23 protein-coding genes, 1 tRNA gene and 1 other RNA gene are annotated in these 18,546 nt (G+C 60.5%); 15 read left to right on the top strand and 10 right to left on the bottom strand.

Annotated elements, in window-relative coordinates:
- Window positions 1-23 precede the first annotated feature (23 nt).
- The 4 genes from D7241_RS12550 to D7241_RS12535 all read left to right on the top strand — a co-directional run bounded on the left by D7241_RS12550 (window position 24) and on the right by D7241_RS12535 (window position 1,365).
- Window positions 24-233, top strand: a complete 210-nt coding sequence (locus D7241_RS12550; RefSeq protein WP_255978060.1) for a TIGR02449 family protein — start codon at window positions 24-26, stop codon at window positions 231-233.
- Window positions 230-544, top strand: coding sequence for a cell division protein ZapA (locus D7241_RS12545; protein ID WP_255978062.1), 315 nt, complete (start codon window positions 230-232; stop codon window positions 542-544). The genes D7241_RS12550 and D7241_RS12545 overlap by 4 nt, the downstream gene beginning before the upstream one ends.
- A gap of 33 nt (window positions 545-577) precedes the next feature.
- A non-coding RNA gene (ssrS, locus tag D7241_RS12540) (6S RNA) lies at window positions 578-756 on the top strand.
- A gap of 6 nt (window positions 757-762) precedes the next feature.
- On the top strand, window positions 763-1,365 hold the full coding sequence (locus D7241_RS12535; protein WP_408101796.1) for a 5-formyltetrahydrofolate cyclo-ligase: 603 nt from the start codon (window positions 763-765) through the stop codon (window positions 1,363-1,365).
- Window positions 1,366-1,416: 51 nt separating this feature from the next.
- Here D7241_RS12535 and D7241_RS12530 read toward each other — a convergent pair whose 3' ends face one another.
- Complete coding sequence (locus D7241_RS12530; RefSeq protein WP_408101795.1) at window positions 1,417-1,566, bottom strand: hypothetical protein; 150 nt, start codon at window positions 1,564-1,566, stop codon at window positions 1,417-1,419.
- Window positions 1,567-1,759: 193 nt separating this feature from the next.
- On the opposite strand from D7241_RS12530, the gene D7241_RS12525 reads away from it, so the two are divergent.
- Window positions 1,760-2,209 (top strand): EVE domain-containing protein, encoded by a 450-nt coding sequence (locus tag D7241_RS12525; RefSeq protein ID WP_408101794.1) that lies wholly within the window; start codon window positions 1,760-1,762, stop codon window positions 2,207-2,209.
- 31 nt (window positions 2,210-2,240) lie between these two features.
- On the opposite strand, the gene D7241_RS12520 is transcribed toward D7241_RS12525, so the two are convergent.
- Window positions 2,241-2,645 (bottom strand): flagellar basal body-associated protein FliL, encoded by a 405-nt coding sequence (locus D7241_RS12520; protein ID WP_408101793.1) that lies wholly within the window; start codon window positions 2,643-2,645, stop codon window positions 2,241-2,243.
- 178 nt (window positions 2,646-2,823) lie between these two features.
- On the opposite strand from D7241_RS12520, the gene D7241_RS12515 reads away from it, so the two are divergent.
- Window positions 2,824-3,801 (top strand): NADPH:quinone oxidoreductase family protein, encoded by a 978-nt coding sequence (locus tag D7241_RS12515; RefSeq protein WP_408101792.1) that lies wholly within the window; start codon window positions 2,824-2,826, stop codon window positions 3,799-3,801.
- A 102-nt stretch (window positions 3,802-3,903) separates the two neighbouring features.
- Here the strand turns inward: D7241_RS12515 and secB are convergent, their stop codons facing one another.
- The 3 genes from secB to D7241_RS12500 form a co-directional block, all read right to left on the bottom strand.
- A complete protein-coding gene (secB, locus tag D7241_RS12510; protein WP_255978070.1) occupies window positions 3,904-4,398 on the bottom strand; it encodes a protein-export chaperone SecB in 495 nt (164 codons plus the stop codon).
- A 90-nt stretch (window positions 4,399-4,488) separates the two neighbouring features.
- The gene (gene grxC, locus D7241_RS12505) at window positions 4,489-4,743 is read right to left on the bottom strand and encodes a glutaredoxin 3 (RefSeq protein ID WP_255978072.1); all 255 of its coding nucleotides are present in this window, start codon (window positions 4,741-4,743) and stop codon (window positions 4,489-4,491) included.
- A 2-nt stretch (window positions 4,744-4,745) separates the two neighbouring features.
- Window positions 4,746-5,159, bottom strand: a complete 414-nt coding sequence (locus D7241_RS12500; protein WP_255978074.1) for a rhodanese-like domain-containing protein — start codon at window positions 5,157-5,159, stop codon at window positions 4,746-4,748.
- Between the two features lie 144 nt (window positions 5,160-5,303).
- On the opposite strand from D7241_RS12500, the gene gpmI reads away from it, so the two are divergent.
- The 4 genes from gpmI to D7241_RS12480 all read left to right on the top strand — a co-directional run bounded on the left by gpmI (window position 5,304) and on the right by D7241_RS12480 (window position 10,462).
- Window positions 5,304-6,839 (top strand): 2,3-bisphosphoglycerate-independent phosphoglycerate mutase, encoded by a 1,536-nt coding sequence (gene gpmI, locus D7241_RS12495; RefSeq protein WP_408101791.1) that lies wholly within the window; start codon window positions 5,304-5,306, stop codon window positions 6,837-6,839.
- Window positions 6,840-6,993: 154 nt separating this feature from the next.
- On the top strand, window positions 6,994-8,253 hold the full coding sequence (locus D7241_RS12490) for a murein hydrolase activator EnvC family protein (RefSeq protein WP_408101790.1): 1,260 nt from the start codon (window positions 6,994-6,996) through the stop codon (window positions 8,251-8,253).
- 43 nt (window positions 8,254-8,296) lie between these two features.
- A complete protein-coding gene (locus D7241_RS12485; RefSeq protein WP_408101789.1) occupies window positions 8,297-9,634 on the top strand; it encodes a S41 family peptidase in 1,338 nt (445 codons plus the stop codon).
- Window positions 9,635-9,766: 132 nt separating this feature from the next.
- A complete protein-coding gene (locus D7241_RS12480) occupies window positions 9,767-10,462 on the top strand; it encodes a divergent polysaccharide deacetylase family protein (protein ID WP_408101788.1) in 696 nt (231 codons plus the stop codon).
- 158 nt (window positions 10,463-10,620) lie between these two features.
- On the opposite strand, the gene hisF is transcribed toward D7241_RS12480, so the two are convergent.
- From hisF to hisB, 5 genes are all read right to left on the bottom strand, one after another.
- Window positions 10,621-11,391 (bottom strand): imidazole glycerol phosphate synthase subunit HisF, encoded by a 771-nt coding sequence (gene hisF, locus D7241_RS12475; protein WP_255978084.1) that lies wholly within the window; start codon window positions 11,389-11,391, stop codon window positions 10,621-10,623.
- Window positions 11,392-11,465: 74 nt separating this feature from the next.
- A complete protein-coding gene (gene hisA / locus D7241_RS12470) occupies window positions 11,466-12,209 on the bottom strand; it encodes a 1-(5-phosphoribosyl)-5-[(5-phosphoribosylamino)methylideneamino]imidazole-4-carboxamide isomerase (RefSeq protein ID WP_255978086.1) in 744 nt (247 codons plus the stop codon).
- A gap of 34 nt (window positions 12,210-12,243) precedes the next feature.
- Window positions 12,244-12,504 (bottom strand): DUF2164 domain-containing protein, encoded by a 261-nt coding sequence (locus D7241_RS12465; RefSeq protein ID WP_025243529.1) that lies wholly within the window; start codon window positions 12,502-12,504, stop codon window positions 12,244-12,246.
- Entirely contained in the window at window positions 12,504-13,142 is a 639-nt protein-coding gene (hisH, locus tag D7241_RS12460) for an imidazole glycerol phosphate synthase subunit HisH (RefSeq protein ID WP_408101787.1), read from the bottom strand. Before hisH ends, D7241_RS12465 begins: the two co-directional genes overlap by 1 nt.
- Window positions 13,142-13,735: an imidazoleglycerol-phosphate dehydratase HisB gene (hisB, locus tag D7241_RS12455; protein ID WP_255978090.1), complete on the bottom strand. Its 594-nt coding sequence runs from the start codon at window positions 13,733-13,735 to the stop codon at window positions 13,142-13,144. The genes hisH and hisB overlap by 1 nt, the downstream gene beginning before the upstream one ends.
- Before the next feature lie 189 nt (window positions 13,736-13,924).
- On the opposite strand from hisB, the gene panM reads away from it, so the two are divergent.
- The 5 genes from panM to D7241_RS12430 all read left to right on the top strand — a co-directional run bounded on the left by panM (window position 13,925) and on the right by D7241_RS12430 (window position 18,306).
- Window positions 13,925-14,323, top strand: coding sequence for an aspartate 1-decarboxylase autocleavage activator PanM (gene panM, locus D7241_RS12450; protein ID WP_408102328.1), 399 nt, complete (start codon window positions 13,925-13,927; stop codon window positions 14,321-14,323).
- 163 nt (window positions 14,324-14,486) lie between these two features.
- Entirely contained in the window at window positions 14,487-16,712 is a 2,226-nt protein-coding gene (locus D7241_RS12445) for an AsmA family protein (RefSeq protein ID WP_408101786.1), read from the top strand.
- 11 nt (window positions 16,713-16,723) lie between these two features.
- A complete protein-coding gene (mutY, locus tag D7241_RS12440; protein ID WP_408102327.1) occupies window positions 16,724-17,791 on the top strand; it encodes an A/G-specific adenine glycosylase in 1,068 nt (355 codons plus the stop codon).
- Window positions 17,788-18,060, top strand: coding sequence for an oxidative damage protection protein (locus tag D7241_RS12435; RefSeq protein ID WP_255978098.1), 273 nt, complete (start codon window positions 17,788-17,790; stop codon window positions 18,058-18,060). The genes mutY and D7241_RS12435 overlap by 4 nt, the downstream gene beginning before the upstream one ends.
- Before the next feature lie 170 nt (window positions 18,061-18,230).
- Window positions 18,231-18,306: transfer RNA gene (locus tag D7241_RS12430), tRNA-Phe, on the top strand.
- Window positions 18,307-18,546 lie beyond the last annotated feature (240 nt).

The raw sequence follows: 18,546 nt of genomic DNA, 5'->3' as shown, positions 1-18,546 counted from the left end.
TCGCGCCACTTACCGGGAATCCCATGGAAGACGCCGACCTGCAATTACTGACCGCCAGGCTGGAACAGCTGATTCAGCGCATCGAGCAACTCAAGGCGCAAAATCACCTGCTGCTCCACAGTGAGCAGGCTTGGCGTGAGGAACGCGCTCATCTGATTGAAAAGAACGAAATGGCCCGGGTGAAGGTCGAATCAATGATTTCGCGCCTGAAAGCCCTGGAGCAGGACTCATGACCCAGCCGAACACCGTTACCGTGCACATCATGGACAAGGAATATTGCATTTCCTGCCCGCCCGAAGAACGCAGCAACCTTGAAGGTGCAGCGAGTTACCTGGATCGCAAGATGCGCGAAATTCGCAGTAGCGGGAAAGTCATCGGTGCCGACCGCGTCGCAGTGATGGCCGCGCTCAATATCACGCACGAACTACTGCACAAGCATGATCGCCTGGACGCTGAGGCTAACAGCGCCCGTGCGCACGTCCGTACCTTGCTGGAGCGGGTCGACAGCGCCCTGGCCACCGATCCAAACCCTTCTGGCAACTGATGAACGGCAGGCAGATTGCGTTATAATCCCGCCAACTCCCTGGCATGTTCGCCAGTCGGCGATGACCCTCTCCCGATAAGCAACACCATGGAGGCTACACGTAGTGCCGGTGTGCATGTCCGCCTGACGGAAAGCCTTAAGGTACTCTGTAGTCGCCACCTTGAACTCTCGGGTTCAAGGGCCTACGCGGGCAGCGGCATGCTGGGGAGCCTGATTCTATGATCGTAGCCGAAGGCCTCTCTCGCCGGGTGCTGCGACGCCAGTTGCGGCAAGCTCGCCGCCAGCTCTCCCCCATCCAGCAGCGTCGAGCGGCGAAAGCGCTCTATCGACAGCTGGCCCAGCATCCGCTTTTTCGCCGCGCCAGCCACATTGCCCTGTACCTGCCCAACGATGGCGAAATAGATCCTCGACCGCTCTTGCTGGAAGCGCAACGACGCGGCAAGGCAACCTTTTTGCCCGTGCTCAACGCCTGGCCGCGAACACGAATGCTGTTCCAGCGGATCATGCCGAACGAACGTCTGAAGCCAAATCGCTTCGGTATCGCCGAGCCGGGCTTTCGCCCCGCGCGGCAGCGACCGATTTGGACGCTCGACCTGGTTCTGATGCCACTAGTGGGATTTGACGAGTACGGCGGCCGCCTGGGTATGGGCGGAGGTTTTTATGATCGCAGTCTGGCGTATCGCAAAAGGCGCAAAAAAGGTCACAAACCGACTCTTTTGGGACTCGCCCATGAATGCCAGAAGGTTGATCGTTTGCCGATGGAAATCTGGGACGTGAGCCTGCAGGCTACGGTGACGGATCGCGGCTGGTATGCGAAATGAGGCGGGACGATCCAAGACGGTGTTGCGGCCGCATCCATGCGGCTTAGCTGATTAGCGCTGAAGTTGTTGCGAGTGGCTGATTGGAACCATCGAAGATGCGTCAGCCGATTGCTCCCATAGCCCCTGGGTATAGCCCGTGGTTACTACGCCGAGACCAAAAATCAGCACCAAGACCCAAAGAATATCTGGCTTGCGTTTCATAGTTTTTGCCTCCCCCTGCCAGGCGAACAATCTTGCATCGAGTCAGTTCGTTTTCGTTTTGGACTCGACACTGCCAACCTCAAGCGCGGCATTCTCCGCCATGCCTCGGTACAGCGCAAACAAGCGTCGTGACCGGTTGTCGGGGAATTTGCATTCGAGAACCCTTTCCAAGCAAGAGCGATGAGCAAAGAACATGCCGTACTGGCTGATGAAATCCGAACCCGATGAATTTTCCATCCAGAACCTGCAGCAACTCGGCACGGGACGCTGGGATGGCGTACGCAACTACCAGGCCCGCAACTTCTTGCGCGCGATGGCAGAAGGGGATTCTTTCTTCTTTTATCACTCCAGCTGTGCGACGCCAGGCATTGCCGGAATCGGCAGGATCACGCGCGCCGCCTATCCTGACCCAACCGCACTCGAACCTGACAGCCCCTATTTCGACGGCAAGGCCAGCGAAACGAAAAATCCGTGGAGCGCGGTCGATGTCTGCTTCGTCGAGTGCTTCTGCTCCACGCTGACGCTACCGCAGCTGAAGATGGAATCGGCCCTGGCACAACTGGCGCTAGTGAAAAAAGGCAACCGACTCTCGGTAATGCCGGTTAACGAAAGCGAGTGGCACGCCATCCTGGCCATGCGCTGATCCAGCCGGACCTTCCGCCGCGCCGCGGGCGCTACTGGATAATCAGATTATTGAACAACAGGTCGTCCACCAAGGGCTCGCCTTCTTCTTGAGTGAGCACTGCCTGCACCTGCTTGAGCGCTTCCTGCCTAAGCGCTTCTTTAGCCTCGACAGTACCCAGGCTGGCGTCCGTCTGCTGTGAAAACAGCGACACCAGTTGGTTGCGAATCAACGGTTCGTGGTGCTTGACCTTCGCCTCCGCCTCGCTGCCGCTGACGCGCAGCGCGATATCTGCCTTGTAGTATTTCAGCCGGCCATCCGAACCGTAATTACCGACCAATGCAGGCACCAGCGCGTAATAAATGGTTTTCGTCGCAGCCGCATCGGCTTCGGATGTTTCGGCCAGAGCCGGCAATGCCATGCCAAGAGCCAGACAAAGGAAAAGAATTCGCGTCACGGGGCAACTCCAGGGAAAACAGCGATCAGCATAACCAGTGCCAGGCGCGGACCCAAGCCCGGCCTTATGTATTGCCATCAGGACAGACCATGCTCGTTGCGCCGAATGAGTAGCCTTCTAGACTGACCGGACAAAGCGGCCACGGCCTCATTCACCTGATAACGATAAAGGAAACCCGATGAAAGCTGTCCTGTGCAAAGAATTCGGCCCGGCCGAAAAACTCGTCATTGAAGAAGTCGATAGCCCACAAATCAAGAAGGGCGACGTGTTGCTCGATGTGCATGCCGCCGGTGTCAACTTTCCAGACACACTGATGATCGAAGGCAAGTATCAATTCAAACCGCCTTTTCCATTCTCGCCGGGTGGCGAGGCTGCTGGGGTGGTCGCCGCGGTCGGCGAGAAGGTCACCCACCTCAAAGTTGGCGACCGGGTAATGGGGCTGACTGGCTGGGGCAGCTTCGCCGAACAGGTCATCGTTCCGGGGCATAACGTAATGCCGATTCCTCCGGAGATGAATTTTGAAACAGCCGCCGCGTTCAGCATGACGTACGGCACTTCGATGCATGCGCTGAAACAACGCGCCAACCTGCAACCTGGCGAAACCCTGCTGGTATTAGGCGCATCCGGCGGCGTTGGCCTGGCAGCAGTAGAAATCGGCAAGGCTATGGGTGCCAAAGTAATCGCCGCCGCCTCCAACGCTGAGAAGCTAGCGGTCGCGAAAAACGCGGGCGCCGACGAGCTGATCAATTACACCGAAACGAGCATCAAGGAGCGTCTGAAGGAACTTACGGGTGGCCAGGGCGTGGACGTAATCTACGATCCGGTGGGCGGTCAGCTGTTCGAAGAGGCGTTCCGCAGCATCGCCTGGAACGGTCGCATGCTGGTAGTCGGTTTCGCTGCTGGCGACATCCCGTCGCTGCCGGCAAATTTACCGCTGCTCAAGGGCGCCTCGCTGATCGGGGTATTCTGGGGCAGCTTTGCGCAACGTCAGCCGCACGACAACGCCGCCAACTTCAAGCAGCTATTCGCGTGGCATGCCGAAGGCAAACTCAAACCGTTGGTATCGCAGATTTTTGCCCTCGAACAGACCGCTGAAGCGATCAATACGCTGGGTCAGCGCAAGGCCGTGGGCAAACTGGTCGTAAAGGTGCGCTAACGCAAGCTGGAAGCGAGGTAAGGTGGGCTTCAGCCCACCGTGACGGGATCGCCATCTGCTTGTGGTGGGCTGAAGCCCACCCTACGGCCGCCGGAGTTTTTATCAGTGAGCGGTAGCCGGCGCTTCGTTGCCCGGCTGCATGCGCGCCATTTCTTGGGCATACAGCGCATCGAAGTTCACCGGCGCCAGCATCAATGCCGGGAAAGAACCACGGGTGACTAAGCTATCCAAAGCCTCACGCGCATAGGGGAACAGAATATTCGGGCAGAACGCGCCAAGGGTGTGGCTCATGGCCTGCGCTTCGAGTCCTTTGATCAGGAAGATGCCGGCCTGCTGAACTTCCGCGATAAAGGCGACTTCTTCACCGGTCTTGACCGTTACAGACAACGTCAGCACCACTTCATGGAAATCGCCTTCGAGCGACTTCTGCTTGGTGTTCAGATCCAGCGCAACGCTCGGATTCCACTCCTGGCGGAATATCTCAGGACTCTTGGGCGCCTCGAAGGAAAGGTCGCGAACATAAATCCGCTGCAGGGAAAACTGTGCACCCTGCTCTTCCTGAGCCGCGGCCGCGCCGTTGTTTGCTTGTTCAGTCATGTGAAGCCTTCTTGTTGTGCGTGTTGTATGTAAATCGCCCTGGCAGGACCGGCTCTCACCAGCGTCTGCAGCAGGTTCCGTTAAATCGAATCAAGCCTGCAGCATCGCATCCAGCCGACCGGCCCGCTCCAGCGCATGCAGCTCGTCGCAGCCACCGATATGCTCGTCGCCGATCCATATCTGCGGAACCGAGGTACGCCCGGCCTTGCTTGCCATTTCCGAGCGCAACGCCGGCTTGCCGTCTACGGCAATTTCTTCGTAGTTGACCCCCTTGCGATCGAGCAGACTCTTCGCCCGAACACAAAACGGGCACCAGGCGGTGGTATAGAGGACGACTTTAGGCATAGTTACTTGACCACTGGCAGATTCTCGCCGCGCCAGCTGGAAATCCCTCCGGACAGCTTGGCGGCAGTAAAGCCCGCCTTCTGCAGCTCGCGGCAGGCCGTTCCGGCGTGCTGGCCCATGGCATCGACGACGATGATCGTCTTGCCCTTGTGCTTTTCCAGCTCGCCTAGTCGGCTGACCAGTTTCTCGTAGGGAATGTTCAATGAATCGACGATGTGGCCGGCGTCGAACTCCTTCTTCGCCCGCACGTCCAAGACCACGCCTTCTTCGCGGTTGACCAGGCTGGTCAGCTCGCGATTGCTCAGGCTCTTGCCGCCCTTTCGCGCTTCGGTAAAGGCCAGAAGGATCAGCAGCACTAGAAAGATGCTGACCAGAACATAGTGGTTAGAGACAAATTCAATCAGGTTAGCGACCATCAACAGGGTACCCAGAGGATAAAATGCGGGCCAGTATACACAGCCCACCCCATCAGGCTGAACCCTAGCGAATCGTGACGCCAAACCGGCTAGCCAGTAGACTCGCCGCCATTTTTATGCGCCCCCGTGCAAGGAGCCAGACACATGCCTGCCGCGCCAAAACCCTTGGTATTGATCATCCTCGACGGCTTCGGACATAGCGACAGCCCGGAATTCAATGCCATTCACGCAGCAAACAAGCCGGTCTATGACCATCTGTGCGCTACTCAGCCACACGGGCTGATCTCCGGCAGCGGCATGGACGTAGGTCTACCGGATGGCCAGATGGGCAACTCCGAAGTCGGCCACATGAACCTGGGCGCAGGCCGCGTGGTGTATCAGGATTTCACCCGCGTGACCAAATCGATCCGCGACGGCGATTTTTTCGAGAACCCGAACATTTGCGCTGCGGTCGACAAGGCTGCCAGCGCCGGCAAGGCGGTGCATATCCTTGGCCTGCTGTCAGATGGTGGCGTTCATAGCCATCAAGACCATCTGGTCGCCATGGCAGAACTGGCGGCCAAACGTGGCGCCGAGAAAATCTACCTTCACGCCTTTCTCGACGGCCGCGATACCCCGCCGAAAAGCGCGCAGCACTCCATCGAACTGTTGCAGGCCACCTTTACACGCCTGGGCAAGGGCCGCGTCGCCAGCCTGATCGGCCGCTACTTCGCCATGGATCGTGACAACCGCTGGGATCGGGTCGAGCAGGCATACCACCTGATCGTCGACGGCAAGGCCGACTACCACTCTGATTACGCGGTCGATGGTCTGATTGCCGCCTACGAGCGCGGCGAGAGCGACGAGTTCGTCAAGGCCACCACCATCGGCGAGCCGGTGCGAGTGGAAGACGGCGACGCAGTGATATTCATGAACTTCCGCGCCGACCGCGCCCGCGAGCTGACGCGCTGCTTCGTGGAGCCTGATTTTAACGAATTCCCACGTGCCCGCATGCCGCAACTGGCCGGCTTCGTGATGCTCACGCAATACGCCGCGAGCATCCCAGCGCCCAGTGCTTTCGCACCGGAAGCGCTAACCAACGTGCTCGGCGAGTACCTGGCGAACAACGGCAAGACCCAGTTGCGCATCGCCGAGACGGAAAAATACGCTCACGTCACCTTTTTCTTTTCTGGCGGCCGCGAGGAGCCGTTCGCCGGCGAGGAGCGCATCCTGATCCCGTCGCCGCAGGTCGCCACCTACGACATGAAGCCGGAAATGAGCGCGCCGGAAGTGACCGACCGCATCGTCGACGCCATCGAGAACCAGCGGTACGACGTCATCATCGTCAACTACGCCAACGGCGACATGGTCGGCCACACGGGGGTCTTCGAGGCAGCAGTGAAAGCTGTGGAATGCTTGGATATGTGCGTTGGCCGCATCGTCTCGGCACTGGAGAAGGTCGGCGGCGAAGCCTTGATCACGGCAGACCACGGCAACGTCGAGCAGATGGAAGACGTCATGACGGGGCAGGCGCACACCGCTCACACCTGCGAGCCGGTGCCGTTCATCTATGTCGGCAAGCGCAACCTGACGATCCGCGAAGGCGGGGTACTCGCCGATGTGGCGCCAACCATGCTGACCCTGCTGGGCCTGCCGGTGCCGCCGGAAATGACCGGTCGCTCGATCGTCGAGCTGAGCTGAACCACGTCGCCCCGAACTGACAGGCCATAATGCCGGTGCGCCTGCAAAGGCGTACCGGTTATCGTCGCGGCTATTTACGGCGCAAGGCTTGCAGCTTGCCGCTGGTTTTTTAGGCATACTACGGTGGTCGTTGAACTCTCGGTTACACCCTCTCATGCCTCGTATTTTTCTCGCATTCGCGCTTTTCTGCCTGCTTGGTTCGGCTATCGCCGACGAGCGCGCTGACGCCCGCAAACAGATCGAAGCGGCGCGCAAAGATGTAGCCGAGCTACAGAAACTGCTCAAGCAAATCGAGCAGGAGAAGTCCGCCGTACAGAAGCAGCTGCAGACCACCGAAAGCGAGATGGGCCAGCTGGAAAAGCAGGTCGACTCACTGCAGCAGGAGATCGATCGCAGCGAAGCGGAGCTGGAACGCCTCAATGAAGAGAAGACCACCCTCGAAGGCGCCCGCATCGAGCAGCAGCGGTTGATTGGCATCCAGGCGCGCGCCGCTTACCAAAGTGGCCGGCAAGAATATCTGAAGCTGCTGCTCAACCAGCAGAACCCGGAAAAATTCAGCCGCACCCTGACCTATTACGACTACCTCAGCAAAGCTCGCTTCGAACAGGTCGAGAGTTTTAACGAAACGTTGGCTCAACTGGCCAATGTCGAAGCCGGCATCGAGGCGCAACAGGCGACACTCGCAGAGCAGCAGGATGGAATGAAGGAGCGGCGCGCCCAGCTCGCCGAAATCCGCGAGGAACGCCAACAGACACTGGCCAAGCTCGACCGCGACATTTCCGGTCGAGACCAGAAGCTCAAAGCCCGCAAACAGGAACAGGCTCAACTCGAGCGCGTTCTCAAAACCATCGAGCAAACCCTGGCCCGCCAGGCACGCGAAGCCGAGCAGGAACGTCAGCGAGCCTTGGCACTCGCACGCCAGGAACAGTCACGCCAGCAGCGTTCCGGTAGCACCGCTTCAGCACCTTCCGGCCCGTTGGTTTCAAGTGCAGGCGGCAATTTCGGCGGCCCTTTCTCCAGCGCCAAGGGCAAGCTGCCCTGGCCGGTGGATGGAAGATTGGTCGCTCGCTACGGCACTCCGCGCGGCGGCGACGCTCGAACCAAGTGGGACGGCGTCCTGATCGGTGCCGACATCGGCACACAGGTTCGCGCGGTGCATGGCGGCCGGGTGGTATTTGCCGACTGGCTGCGTGGCGCCGGTCTGTTGGTGATCCTCGATCACGGCAACGGCTACCTCAGCCTGTATGGCCACAACCAGAGCCTGCTTCGCGACGCAGGAGAAATAGTCAAGGCTGGCGATCCGATCGCCACCGTAGGAAACAGTGGCGGGCAGGAATCTGCCGCACTGTATTTCGCCATTCGCCAACAGGGTCGCCCGAGCGATCCGGCACAATGGTGTCGTGCGCAAGGATAAGCCGGTTCGGCTGCTAGCGCGCCCCTCACAACTGGAGTCAGACATGCTGCACCTGTGCCGTTTCGCCCGTCCATCCACCCTAGCCCTGGCCATCATGCTGGGGATGTACGGTAGTGCCTGGGCTCAGCAACCACCGGCAGAGCTGGCGCCAGAGCCGATCACGCTGGAAGCTCCGACCACCAAGGCACCGCTGCCGCTGGAAGAGCTGCGCACCTTCGCCGAGGTGCTGGACCGAATCAAGGCCGCGTATGTCGAGCCAGTCGATGACAAGACCCTGCTGGAAAACGCCATCAAGGGCATGCTCAGCAATCTCGATCCGCACTCCGCTTATCTCGAACCCGAAGCTTTCGCCGAGCTGCAGGAAAGCACCAGCGGCGAGTTTGGTGGTCTCGGGATCGAGGTCGGCATGGAGGACGGCTTCCTCAAGGTCGTATCGCCAATCGATGACACCCCGGCATCCAAAGCCGGCATCGAGGCAGGGGATCTGATCGTCAAGATCGATGGAAAGCCGACCAAGGGCATGTCGATGATGGACGCAGTCGGCATGATGCGCGGCAAGCCAGGCAGCGATATCTCGCTGGCGCTGGTGCGTGAGGGCGGCAAACCCTTCACGGTCAAGCTTACCCGGGCGATCATCAAGGTCAACAGCGTCAAGAGCCAACTGCTCGAACCCGGCTACGGCTATCTACGCGTCACGCAGTTCCAGATCAATACCGGTGAGGAAGTCGGCAAAGCGCTCGCGCAGCTGCGCAAGGAAAACGGCAAGAAGCTCAACGGACTGGTGCTCGATCTGCGCAACAATCCGGGCGGCGTGCTTCAGGCGGCTGTCGAGGTGTCCGACCATTTCCTCACCGACGGTCTGATCGTCTATACCAAGGGCCGCATCGCCAACTCCGAATTGCGCTTCAATGCCGACCCCGCAGATGCCAGTGAGGGTGTTTCGCTGGTCGTGCTGATCAATGGTGGCAGCGCCTCTGCATCTGAAATCGTCGCCGGCGCCCTGCAAGACCAGAAGCGCGGCGTAGTGATGGGCACCGACAGCTTCGGCAAAGGCTCGGTACAGACCGTGCTGCCACTGAATAACGACCGCGCGCTGAAACTCACCACAGCCCTTTATTACACGCCCAATGGCCGCTCCATCCAGGCCCAGGGCATCAAGCCGGATATCGAAGTGACCCGCGCCAAGCTCACTCGTGAACAGACGGCCGAAGGCATTCGGGAAGCGGACCTCGCCGGCCATCTGGGCAACGGCAATGGCGGCCCGGATCGCCCTTCCAGCACCCAGATCGCCAGCGACTCTCCGCGCCCTCAGGACGAGGATTTCCAGCTCGGTCAGGCACTGAATCTGCTCAAGGGCTTGAATCTCACCCGCGGCCAGTAACGGATGTGTCGGCTTGCACTTCTGCTATTGGGTATCTTTGCGCCGTTGCTCGTAACCGGCGCTCCGGCTGGCGGCGGCAATCCCGTAGAGCCACGACACACTGAAACGGAACATCTGGCTGCAGTATCGAGAATGCCGAAGCTGGCCTTGGTGATCGACGACTTAGGCCAGAACCCCACCCGAGACGGACGGGTTCTGGCATTGCCTGGCCCGGTGGCCATGGCGATTCTGCCGGATACCCGCTACGCCACCTCATTGGCTGAACGAGCCAACGCGGCGGGCAAGACTGTCATGCTGCATCTCCCGATGGCTCCCGCCGACGGTCCCTACGCCTGGCAGCCTCAACTGCAGCCAGGGGAGCTGGCGCGCCGTCTGGACCGCGCACTATCGAAGGTCCCCCATGCAAGCGGCGTAAACAATCACATGGGCAGCCAGATGACCGATCGGCAGCTGCCCATGACATCGCTGATGGCTGAGTTACAGCAGCGCCACCTGTTCTTTCTCGACAGCCGCACCGGTACCAGGACGGTCGCGGCGGCCGTCGCGCAACGCATCGGATTGGCCAGTCTGTCCCGCGACATCTTTCTCGATGACGACCCCAGCCCCGCCGCCATTGCCGCGCAGTTCCAAGCGGCCTTGGAGCTGGCGCGCAAACAGGGCTCAGTGGTGATCATTGGGCATCCTCACACCAGCACGCTTGCGGTTCTGGAGCGCGAGCTGCCGCGTTTGCAAGATGCGGGAATCGACTGGGTGGACATCGGTCAGATGATCGCCACGCGGGGCAATCGGGCAATGGTCGCTCACGGCGCTGGCGGTATCTACCGCTGACGGCCCCCTTCAAAGATAGCGGCGGCGCAGACGCTGGATCACCCGTTGCCCAGAGCTGGCGCCGCTGCTCTGCAGCTTTTCTACATTGGCTGGCCGCAACGCCGGCATCGCTACAGCCGAGCATCGTGAAAGATTTCTAACCAGCCAAAGGGGCAGGCTCAACGCATCACGATGCCGCAGCTGGCCATATAGGCCTTGGCTTCCGGCACGGTGTATTCGCCAAAATGGAAAATGCTTGCCGCCAAAACCGCATCGGCCTTGCCTTCGATGACGCCGTCGGCCAAATGTTGGAGGTTGCCGACACCGCCGGAGGCGATCACCGGAATATGCACGGCTTCGCTAATGGCGCGGGTCACGCCAAGGTCGTAACCACTTTTCACTCCGTCCTGATCCATGCTGGTCAGCAGGATTTCGCCCGCACCCAATGCTTCCATCTTCTGCGCCCAGAGCACCGCATCCAACCCGGTGGGTTTGCGCCCGCCATGAGTGAAGATTTCCCAGCGCGGCACTTCGCCCGGCTTGGAGACCCGCTTGGCATCGATGGCGACGACGATGCACTGCGAACCGAAACGCTCGGCAGCCTCGCCGACGAATTCCGGTGTAAACACCGCGGCGGTATTGATCGATACCTTGTCAGCACCGGCATTGAGCAGGTTGCGAATGTCCTGCACGCTGCGCACGCCACCGCCGACGGTCAGCGGAATGAACACTTGGCTGGCCATGCGCTCGACTGTGTGCAACGTGGTGTCGCGGTTGTCGACGCTGGCGGTGATATCGAGAAAGGTGATCTCGTCGGCGCCCTGCTCGTCGTAGCGCCGGGCGATCTCCACCGGGTCACCGGCGTCGCGGATGTTCTCGAACTGGACGCCCTTCACCACGCGACCGTTGTCCACGTCGAGGCAGGGAATGATGCGTTTTGCCAAAGCCATAGCGGATTTCCCGTAGGGTGGGTGCAACCCACCAAAGAATGCATCGATTACGGTGGGCTACGCCCACCCTACGTTTATTCGTCCTTGAACTTCAGATCACATAGCGCCTGCGCCTCGGCCACATCCAGCGTGCCTTCGTAGATCGCACGGCCGGTGATGGCGCCGATGATGCCGGGGGTATTGGTATCCAGCAGTTTCTGGATATCGCCGATGTTGTGAATGCCTCCGGAGGCGATCACCGGGATTCGACTGGCTTTGGCCAGCGCCACGGTGGCCTCGACATTGCAGCCCTGCATCATGCCGTCCTTGGCGATGTCGGTGTAAACGATCGCCGAGACGCCATCGGCCTCGAAGCGCTTAGCCAGATCGACAGCCTGCACGCTGCTGACCTCGGCCCAGCCGTCGGTAGCGACGAAGCCGTCTTTAGCATCCAGGCCAACGATGACTTTGCCCGGGAAGGCACGGCAGGCCTCGCCGACGAACTCCGGCTGCTTGACCGCCTTGGTGCCGATGATCACGTAACTGACGCCAGCGCGGACGTAATGCTCGATGGTTTCCAGCGAGCGAATGCCGCCGCCGATCTGGATCGGCAGGTTCGGGTAGCGCTTGGCGATCGCCGTGACTACCTCGCCATTGACTGGCTGGCCCTCGAAGGCGCCATTGAGGTCGACCAGGTGCAGGCGGCGGCAGCCGGCCTCGACCCACTTGGCGGCCATCGCCACCGGATCATCGGAAAACACGGTGGCGTCATCCATCAGACCCTGACGCAGACGCACGCAGGCGCCATCCTTGAGATCGATCGCGGGAATAATCAGCATGGCTTGAACCTGTTCAAATCGGTATCGGTTAAGGTCAGCTCTTTTCGAGCGCCCATAAGTCGCTTTCGATGCTTTCGAACCGCTCTTTCAGGTGCGTCTGCACATCAAAAATCGCCTTGTTGTAATACAGCGGAGCGATTTCCCGCGCGAATAGATCAAGCACTTCCTGCGCCTCGAAGGAGCCAAGCTCCAGCTCGAAACGGTCTTCCAGAAAGCGCTTTATGATCTGCTGCGCAGCTTGCTCCTGAGCGGAATCCAGCGTCAGGACCGGTGCCTTGAGCTTCGCCCGGCTCATTACCAACGGCCATCCCAGGCGGCAAAATTCTGCAGCAGCTGCAGGCCGTGGGTGTGGCTTTTCTCGGGATGGAACTGCACGGCAAAGCGCGAGCCGTCAGCCAGTGCCGCCGCGAAGTCCTTACCATAACGGCCACGACCGACTACTTGGCGTGGGTTGCCCGCCTCGATGTAATAGCTATGCACGAAGTAAAAGCGGCCATCGGCTGGGATGTTGTGCCACAGCGGGTGGCTGATCGCCTGCTCCATCTCGTTCCAGCCCATGTGCGGGACCTTGAGGCGCTCGCCATCTTCTTCCAAGTCTTTGCCGAAGAAGCGCACCTGGCCAGGAAACAGCCCGATGCAATCGACACCGCCGTTCTCCTCGCTGCGCTCCATCAGGGCCTGCATACCCACGCAGATGCCGAGGAAGGGACGGTCGACGCTGACTTCCCGCACCAGCTCGTCGAAACCCAGGCGACGGATTTCGGCCATGCAATCGCGGATCGCACCGACGCCGGGAAAGACCACGCGGTCAGCCTCGCGGATGACCTGCGCATCGCTGGTGATCAGCACCCGGCCGGCGCCGACGTGCTCGAGCGCCTTGCCAACCGAGTGCAGGTTGCCCATGCCGTAATCGATGACAGCGACGGTCTGCATTACAGGCAACCCTTGGTCGATGGCATTTGCCCCGCCATGCGCTCATCCAGCGTCACCGCCATGCGCAACGCGCGGCCGAAGGCCTTGAATACCGTTTCGATCTGGTGATGGGTGTTGTGCCCGCGCAGATTGTCGATGTGCAGGGTAACCAGGGCATGGTTGACGAAGCCCTGAAAGAATTCCTGGAACAGATCGACATCGAACCCACCGACGGTCGCACGAGTGTAGGGAACATGCATCTGCAGGCCCGGACGCCCGGAGAAATCGATCACCACACGCGACAGCGCTTCGTCCAGCGGTACATAGGAATGCCCGTAACGGGTCATGCCTTTCTTGTCGCCGACTGCCTTGGCGAAGGCCTGGCCGAGGGTGATGCCGACGTCCTCAACGGTGTGGTGGTCATCGATATGCAGATCGCCCTTGCACTCGATATCCAGATCGATCAGGCCATGACGGGCGATCTGATCGAGCATGTGCTCGAGAAAAGGCACACCAATGGCAAAGCGGGCCTTGCCACTGCCATCGAGATTAATAGTGGCCTTGACCTGGGTTTCCAGAGTATTGCGCTCTACGCACGCCGTACGTTCGGACATCGACAGCTCCGCTGATCGTGGGGCTAAAAAAGAGCGGCATTATAGGCGCAAACCCTCCAGCGGGGATACGCGCCTGGCGGCTCGATGCCTTGCAGCGTCCAGCCGGAGGGATCGAAGCGCCGGGGTGTCGTGCGCTTGCAGGTCGGCACGGTTATGCTTGCCGGCAACCACATAGAGCACCAGGTCAGCATGCCCGTATTCGTCGAAACCCTCACCGAGCCCAGCCAGCAGGATCGCATCGATCTGGCGAAGATTTTCGCCGACGCGCCTACCTGGTTGCTGGCACCTTATGCGGATGCCACAGCGCTGATCGAGGCAGCATTGACCGATGGCATCCTGATCGCCGGTCGCTTCAACGATCGCCTGCTCGGCGCGGCCCTGCTGCAGCGCGGCGAGCAGCATTGGCGCCTGTCACACCTGTGCGTACGCAAGATCACACGCCGCCGTGGTGTGGGCAAACGCATCCTTGAGGAAAGCCGACGCCTGGCAGGTGAAGCCGGCAAGATGCTGCATCTGGCGGCGCCGCCGGAACAGCTCGAAGCCCAGGCACTGGCGGCGCGGATGCATTTGCCGTTGGATCATCTGTAGCTATCGATCACTGCGTAGCGACGCCTAGTGGACTTTCTAGAGCGCATCGGCCACTCGCAGGAACCACAGCCACAGGCGCCACTCAAACGGCAGCTGCGACGTAAGCCATGGCTCGCGGCGCTATACTCGCTGCTTTTGAACGCCAAACACAAAGGACCTGTCCATGAAAGCGCTCGGCAAGACTTTGGGCCTGGTAATCCTCGGGTTGCTGCTCCTCATCGTCGCACTAGGCTTCGCCCTGACGCATCTGTTCGACCCCAACGACTACAAGGACGAAATCCGTGCGCTTGCCCGCGACAAGGCCGGACTTGAACTGGATATTGGCGGGGACATCGGCTGGAGTCTTTTCCCCTGGCTCGGCCTGGAACTGCACGAGACCACTCTGGCCAGCGTGCGCACGCCGCAGCAACCGTTCGCCGACTTGCGCATGCTCGGCCTCTCGGTGCGGGTGCTGCCGCTGTTCAGCCGCGAAGTGCAGATGAGCGACATTACACTCAACGGCCTCAATCTGACCCTGGCACGCGACGAAAACGGCAAAGGCAACTGGGAAGGAGTAGGCCAGCCGGCCGCCAGCGAAGAACAGCCCGGCGAGACACCGCCAGCGGAGCAGACCGAGCCCCCTACCGAGGATCAAAAACCGGACAGAACCAGCCGCCCGCTGCGGCTCGACATTGACAGCTTGACCGTCAGCGATGCACGGATGGCCTACCACGACGCGCAGAGCGGCCAGCAATTCAGCGCTGAAGGCATCGAGCTGACAACCGGCGCGATTCGCGAAGCTACATCGATTCCGGTCAAGCTCAACGCATTCTTCGGCAGCAACAAACCGGTGATGCGTGCGCGCACCGAATTACAGGGCGCACTGCGCTTCGATAACAAACTACAGCGCTATCAGCTCGAAAATCTGCGACTGAGTGGCGAGGCCTCCGGCGAGCCACTGCAGGGCAAGACGCTATCCTTCAGCGCCCAAGGGCAGTTGCTGGTCGACCTGGCGGCAGACATTGCCGAATGGACCAGCCTCAAGTTCACCGCCAACCAGCTGCGAGGTCTAGGCGAGCTGAAGGCACGCGACCTGCAGGACCAGCCAAAGATCACCGGCACCCTGTCGATCGCCGAGCTCAACCTGCGCGCCTTCCTCGACAGCATCGGCCAGCAGCTCCCAGCAATGGCCGACACTAACGCGCTGAGCAAAGCCGAGCTGGTCACCCGTCTGGCCGGCACATCGACCAGCCTGACGCTCGAAGAGCTCAACCTGAAGCTGGACGACAGCACCTTTACCGGCCAGATCGGCATCAGCGATTTTGCCAAGCAGGCACTGCGGGTTGATCTCAAAGGCGATCGACTTAATCTCGACCGTTATCTGCCGCCGCCAAGTGCAGACGACTCGGCCGGCGCGGCACGCCAGAGCGAGGTAGACGCCACCGAAGCAGCCGTAGTTGGCACTGGCACCACACCTTTACCGGACAAGCCCACCCAGCAGGCATGGAGCGAGGCCTCGGTATTGCCGATCGGAGCGCTGCGCAGCCTCGACACGCAAATCAATCTGGACGTCGGCAGCCTCACCGCAATGAAACTGCCGCTCGACGGCTTCGTATTAAGAGCCCGAACCGCCGGCGGCCTGCTAACGCTGGAAGAAATGCGCGGCGGTATCTACAACGGCCAGATGGAAGCCTCGGCCAGCCTCGATGTAAGGCCCGCGGTACCCCTGATAACCGCACAGACGCGCCTCGCACACGTCCCGGTCGAGCGCTTGCTCGAAAGCCAGGGCGAGAAGGTAGTGGTCAAGGGTCTGCTTAATCTGGACAGCGACATTCGCACCCAGGGCAACAGCCAGAAAGCCTGGATCGACAACCTCAACGGCAAGATCGGCTTCATCATCGACAACGGCATCCTCGTCGACGCCAACCTCGAACAGCAACTCTGCCGCGCCATCGCCACGCTCAACCGCAAGCCGCTTACCAGCGAGCCGCGCAGCAAAGACACGCCTTTCCGCGAGCTGAAAGGCAACCTCACTCTGCGCAACGGCGTGGCTAGCAATCCCGACCTCAAGGCGAGCATTCCCGGTCTGACAGTGAACGGCAACGGCGATGTCGACCTACGCGTACTGGGCATGGATTACCGCATCGGCATCGTCATCGAAGGCGACAAGGGCGCGATGCCTGACCCGGCCTGCGAAGTAAATGAGCGTTATATCGGTATCGAATGGCCGCTGCGCTGCCGCGGACCGCTGGAACTGGGCGCCAAGGCCTGCCGCTTCGACAATGACGGCCTCGGCAAGATCGCCGCGAGGCTTGCCGGGGAAAAGCTCAACGAGACAATCGAAGAAAAGCTTGGCGACAAGGTCAGCCCGGAGCTGAAAGATGCACTAAAGGGCCTGTTCAACCGATGAGTCCCGAGCCAATGAGTGCCGAGCAGTTCGGCGCGGCCGTTCTCGACTGGTACGACCGCCACGGCCGCAAGGATCTGCCTTGGCAGCAAGGCATCACGCCGTACCGGGTCTGGGTATCGGAGATCATGCTGCAGCAGACTCAGGTCGGCACTGTGCTGGGTTATTTCGATCGTTTCATGGACGCTCTACCTACGGTCGAAGCATTGGCCAGCGCGGCCGAGGACGAAGTGTTGCACCTGTGGACCGGACTCGGCTACTACAGCCGCGCGCGCAATTTGCACAAGACAGCCAAGCTGATCGTTGCCGAGCATGGCGGCGAGTTTCCGAAGTGCGTCAATCAGTTGGCCGAGCTGCCCGGTATTGGCCGCTCCACGGCCGGCGCGATCGCCAGCCTGAGCATGGGTCTGCGCGCGCCGATACTCGACGGCAACATCAAGCGCGTGCTGGCCCGCTACGTCGCGCAGGATGGCTACCCGGGCGAACCAAAAGTCGCCAAACAGCTCTGGGACGTGGCCGAGCGCTTTACCCCGCAAGATCGGGTCAACCACTATACCCAGGCGATGATGGATCTCGGCGCGACGCTCTGCACCCGCAGCAAACCAAGCTGCCTGCTCTGTCCGTTGAAAGCTGGCTGCCGTGCGCATCTGCTCGGCCGAGAAACCGAGTTTCCGGTACCCAAACCCCGCAAGGCGCTGCCGCAGAAGCGCACCCTGATGCCCTTGCTGGCGAACCATGAGGGTGCCATCCTGCTCTATCGCCGCCCTTCGACCGGCCTCTGGGGCGGGCTTTGGAGCTTGCCGGAGCTGGACGATCTGGCCGCACTCGACCCGCTCGCCGAGCGTCACGCCCTGCAATTGCAGGAACGTCGGGCATTGCCCGGCCTGACTCATACGTTCAGCCACTTCCAACTAGCCATCGAGCCCTGGCTGATCCGGGTTCAGCCCAAGGCCGGCGCCGTGGCCGAGGCAGACTGGCTCTGGTATAACCTCGCCGCCCCGCCGCGACTGGGCCTTGCCGCCCCAGTGAAGACGCTGCTCAAGCGTGCCACCGCTGAATTGAACGCAGGAGAAATGTCATGACTCGCACCGTGAACTGCCGTAAGTACAAAGAAGAGCTCCCCGGCCTTGATCGCCCGCCGTATCCAGGTCCGAAGGGCGAGGATATCTACAACAACGTATCGAAGAAGGCCTGGGATGACTGGCAGAAGCACCAGACCATGCTGATCAATGAACGTCGACTGAACATGATGAACACCGAGGATCGCAAGTTCCTGCAGGCGGAAATGGACAAGTTCTTCTCCGGCGAGGATTACGCCCAAGCCGAAGGCTACGTACCGCCGAGCGAATGATTCGATTACAAGCGAGTACGGCCTCAACCATGCTCGCGCTGTGTTCCTTCGCCGTAGCGGCCCGCAGCAACGAAAAAATCCGATCGCAAAGCTAAGCGCCCGTTCTGGCTAAATATTTTCCCGGCCGCGCTTGACAGGCAAAAGCCAAATCCGTCTAATAGCGCCCCGTTGCCCAGGTAGCTCAGTCGGTAGAGCAGGGGATTGAAAATCCCCGTGTCGGCGGTTCGATTCCGTCCCTGGGCACCACTAATATCGAACGAAAAGGCTCATCCTAGTGGTGGGCCTTTTTGCTTTCCGGGGTTCGACCGGGCGCGATTCGCAAAACCCTCTCACAGCAAACAGCAAGATGGATAACAAGAAAAGCATTGAGCTTCGCTTAGCCACGTCTTGCCCTGCCACATCCCGCCGCACCTACTCTCCAGCCCTACTAGACCCAGGGACAGCGCATTCATCGGACTCGCCACGATTGGGCTGGAGAACGGGAGC

The sequence above is a fragment of the Stutzerimonas sp. VN223-3 genome, assembly GCF_045999685.1.
Lineage (GTDB): Bacteria > Pseudomonadota > Gammaproteobacteria > Pseudomonadales > Pseudomonadaceae > Stutzerimonas > Stutzerimonas stutzeri_AR.
The sequence above is the reverse complement of the archived record's forward strand: the minus strand, read 5'-3'. Positions and strand labels throughout refer to the sequence as shown.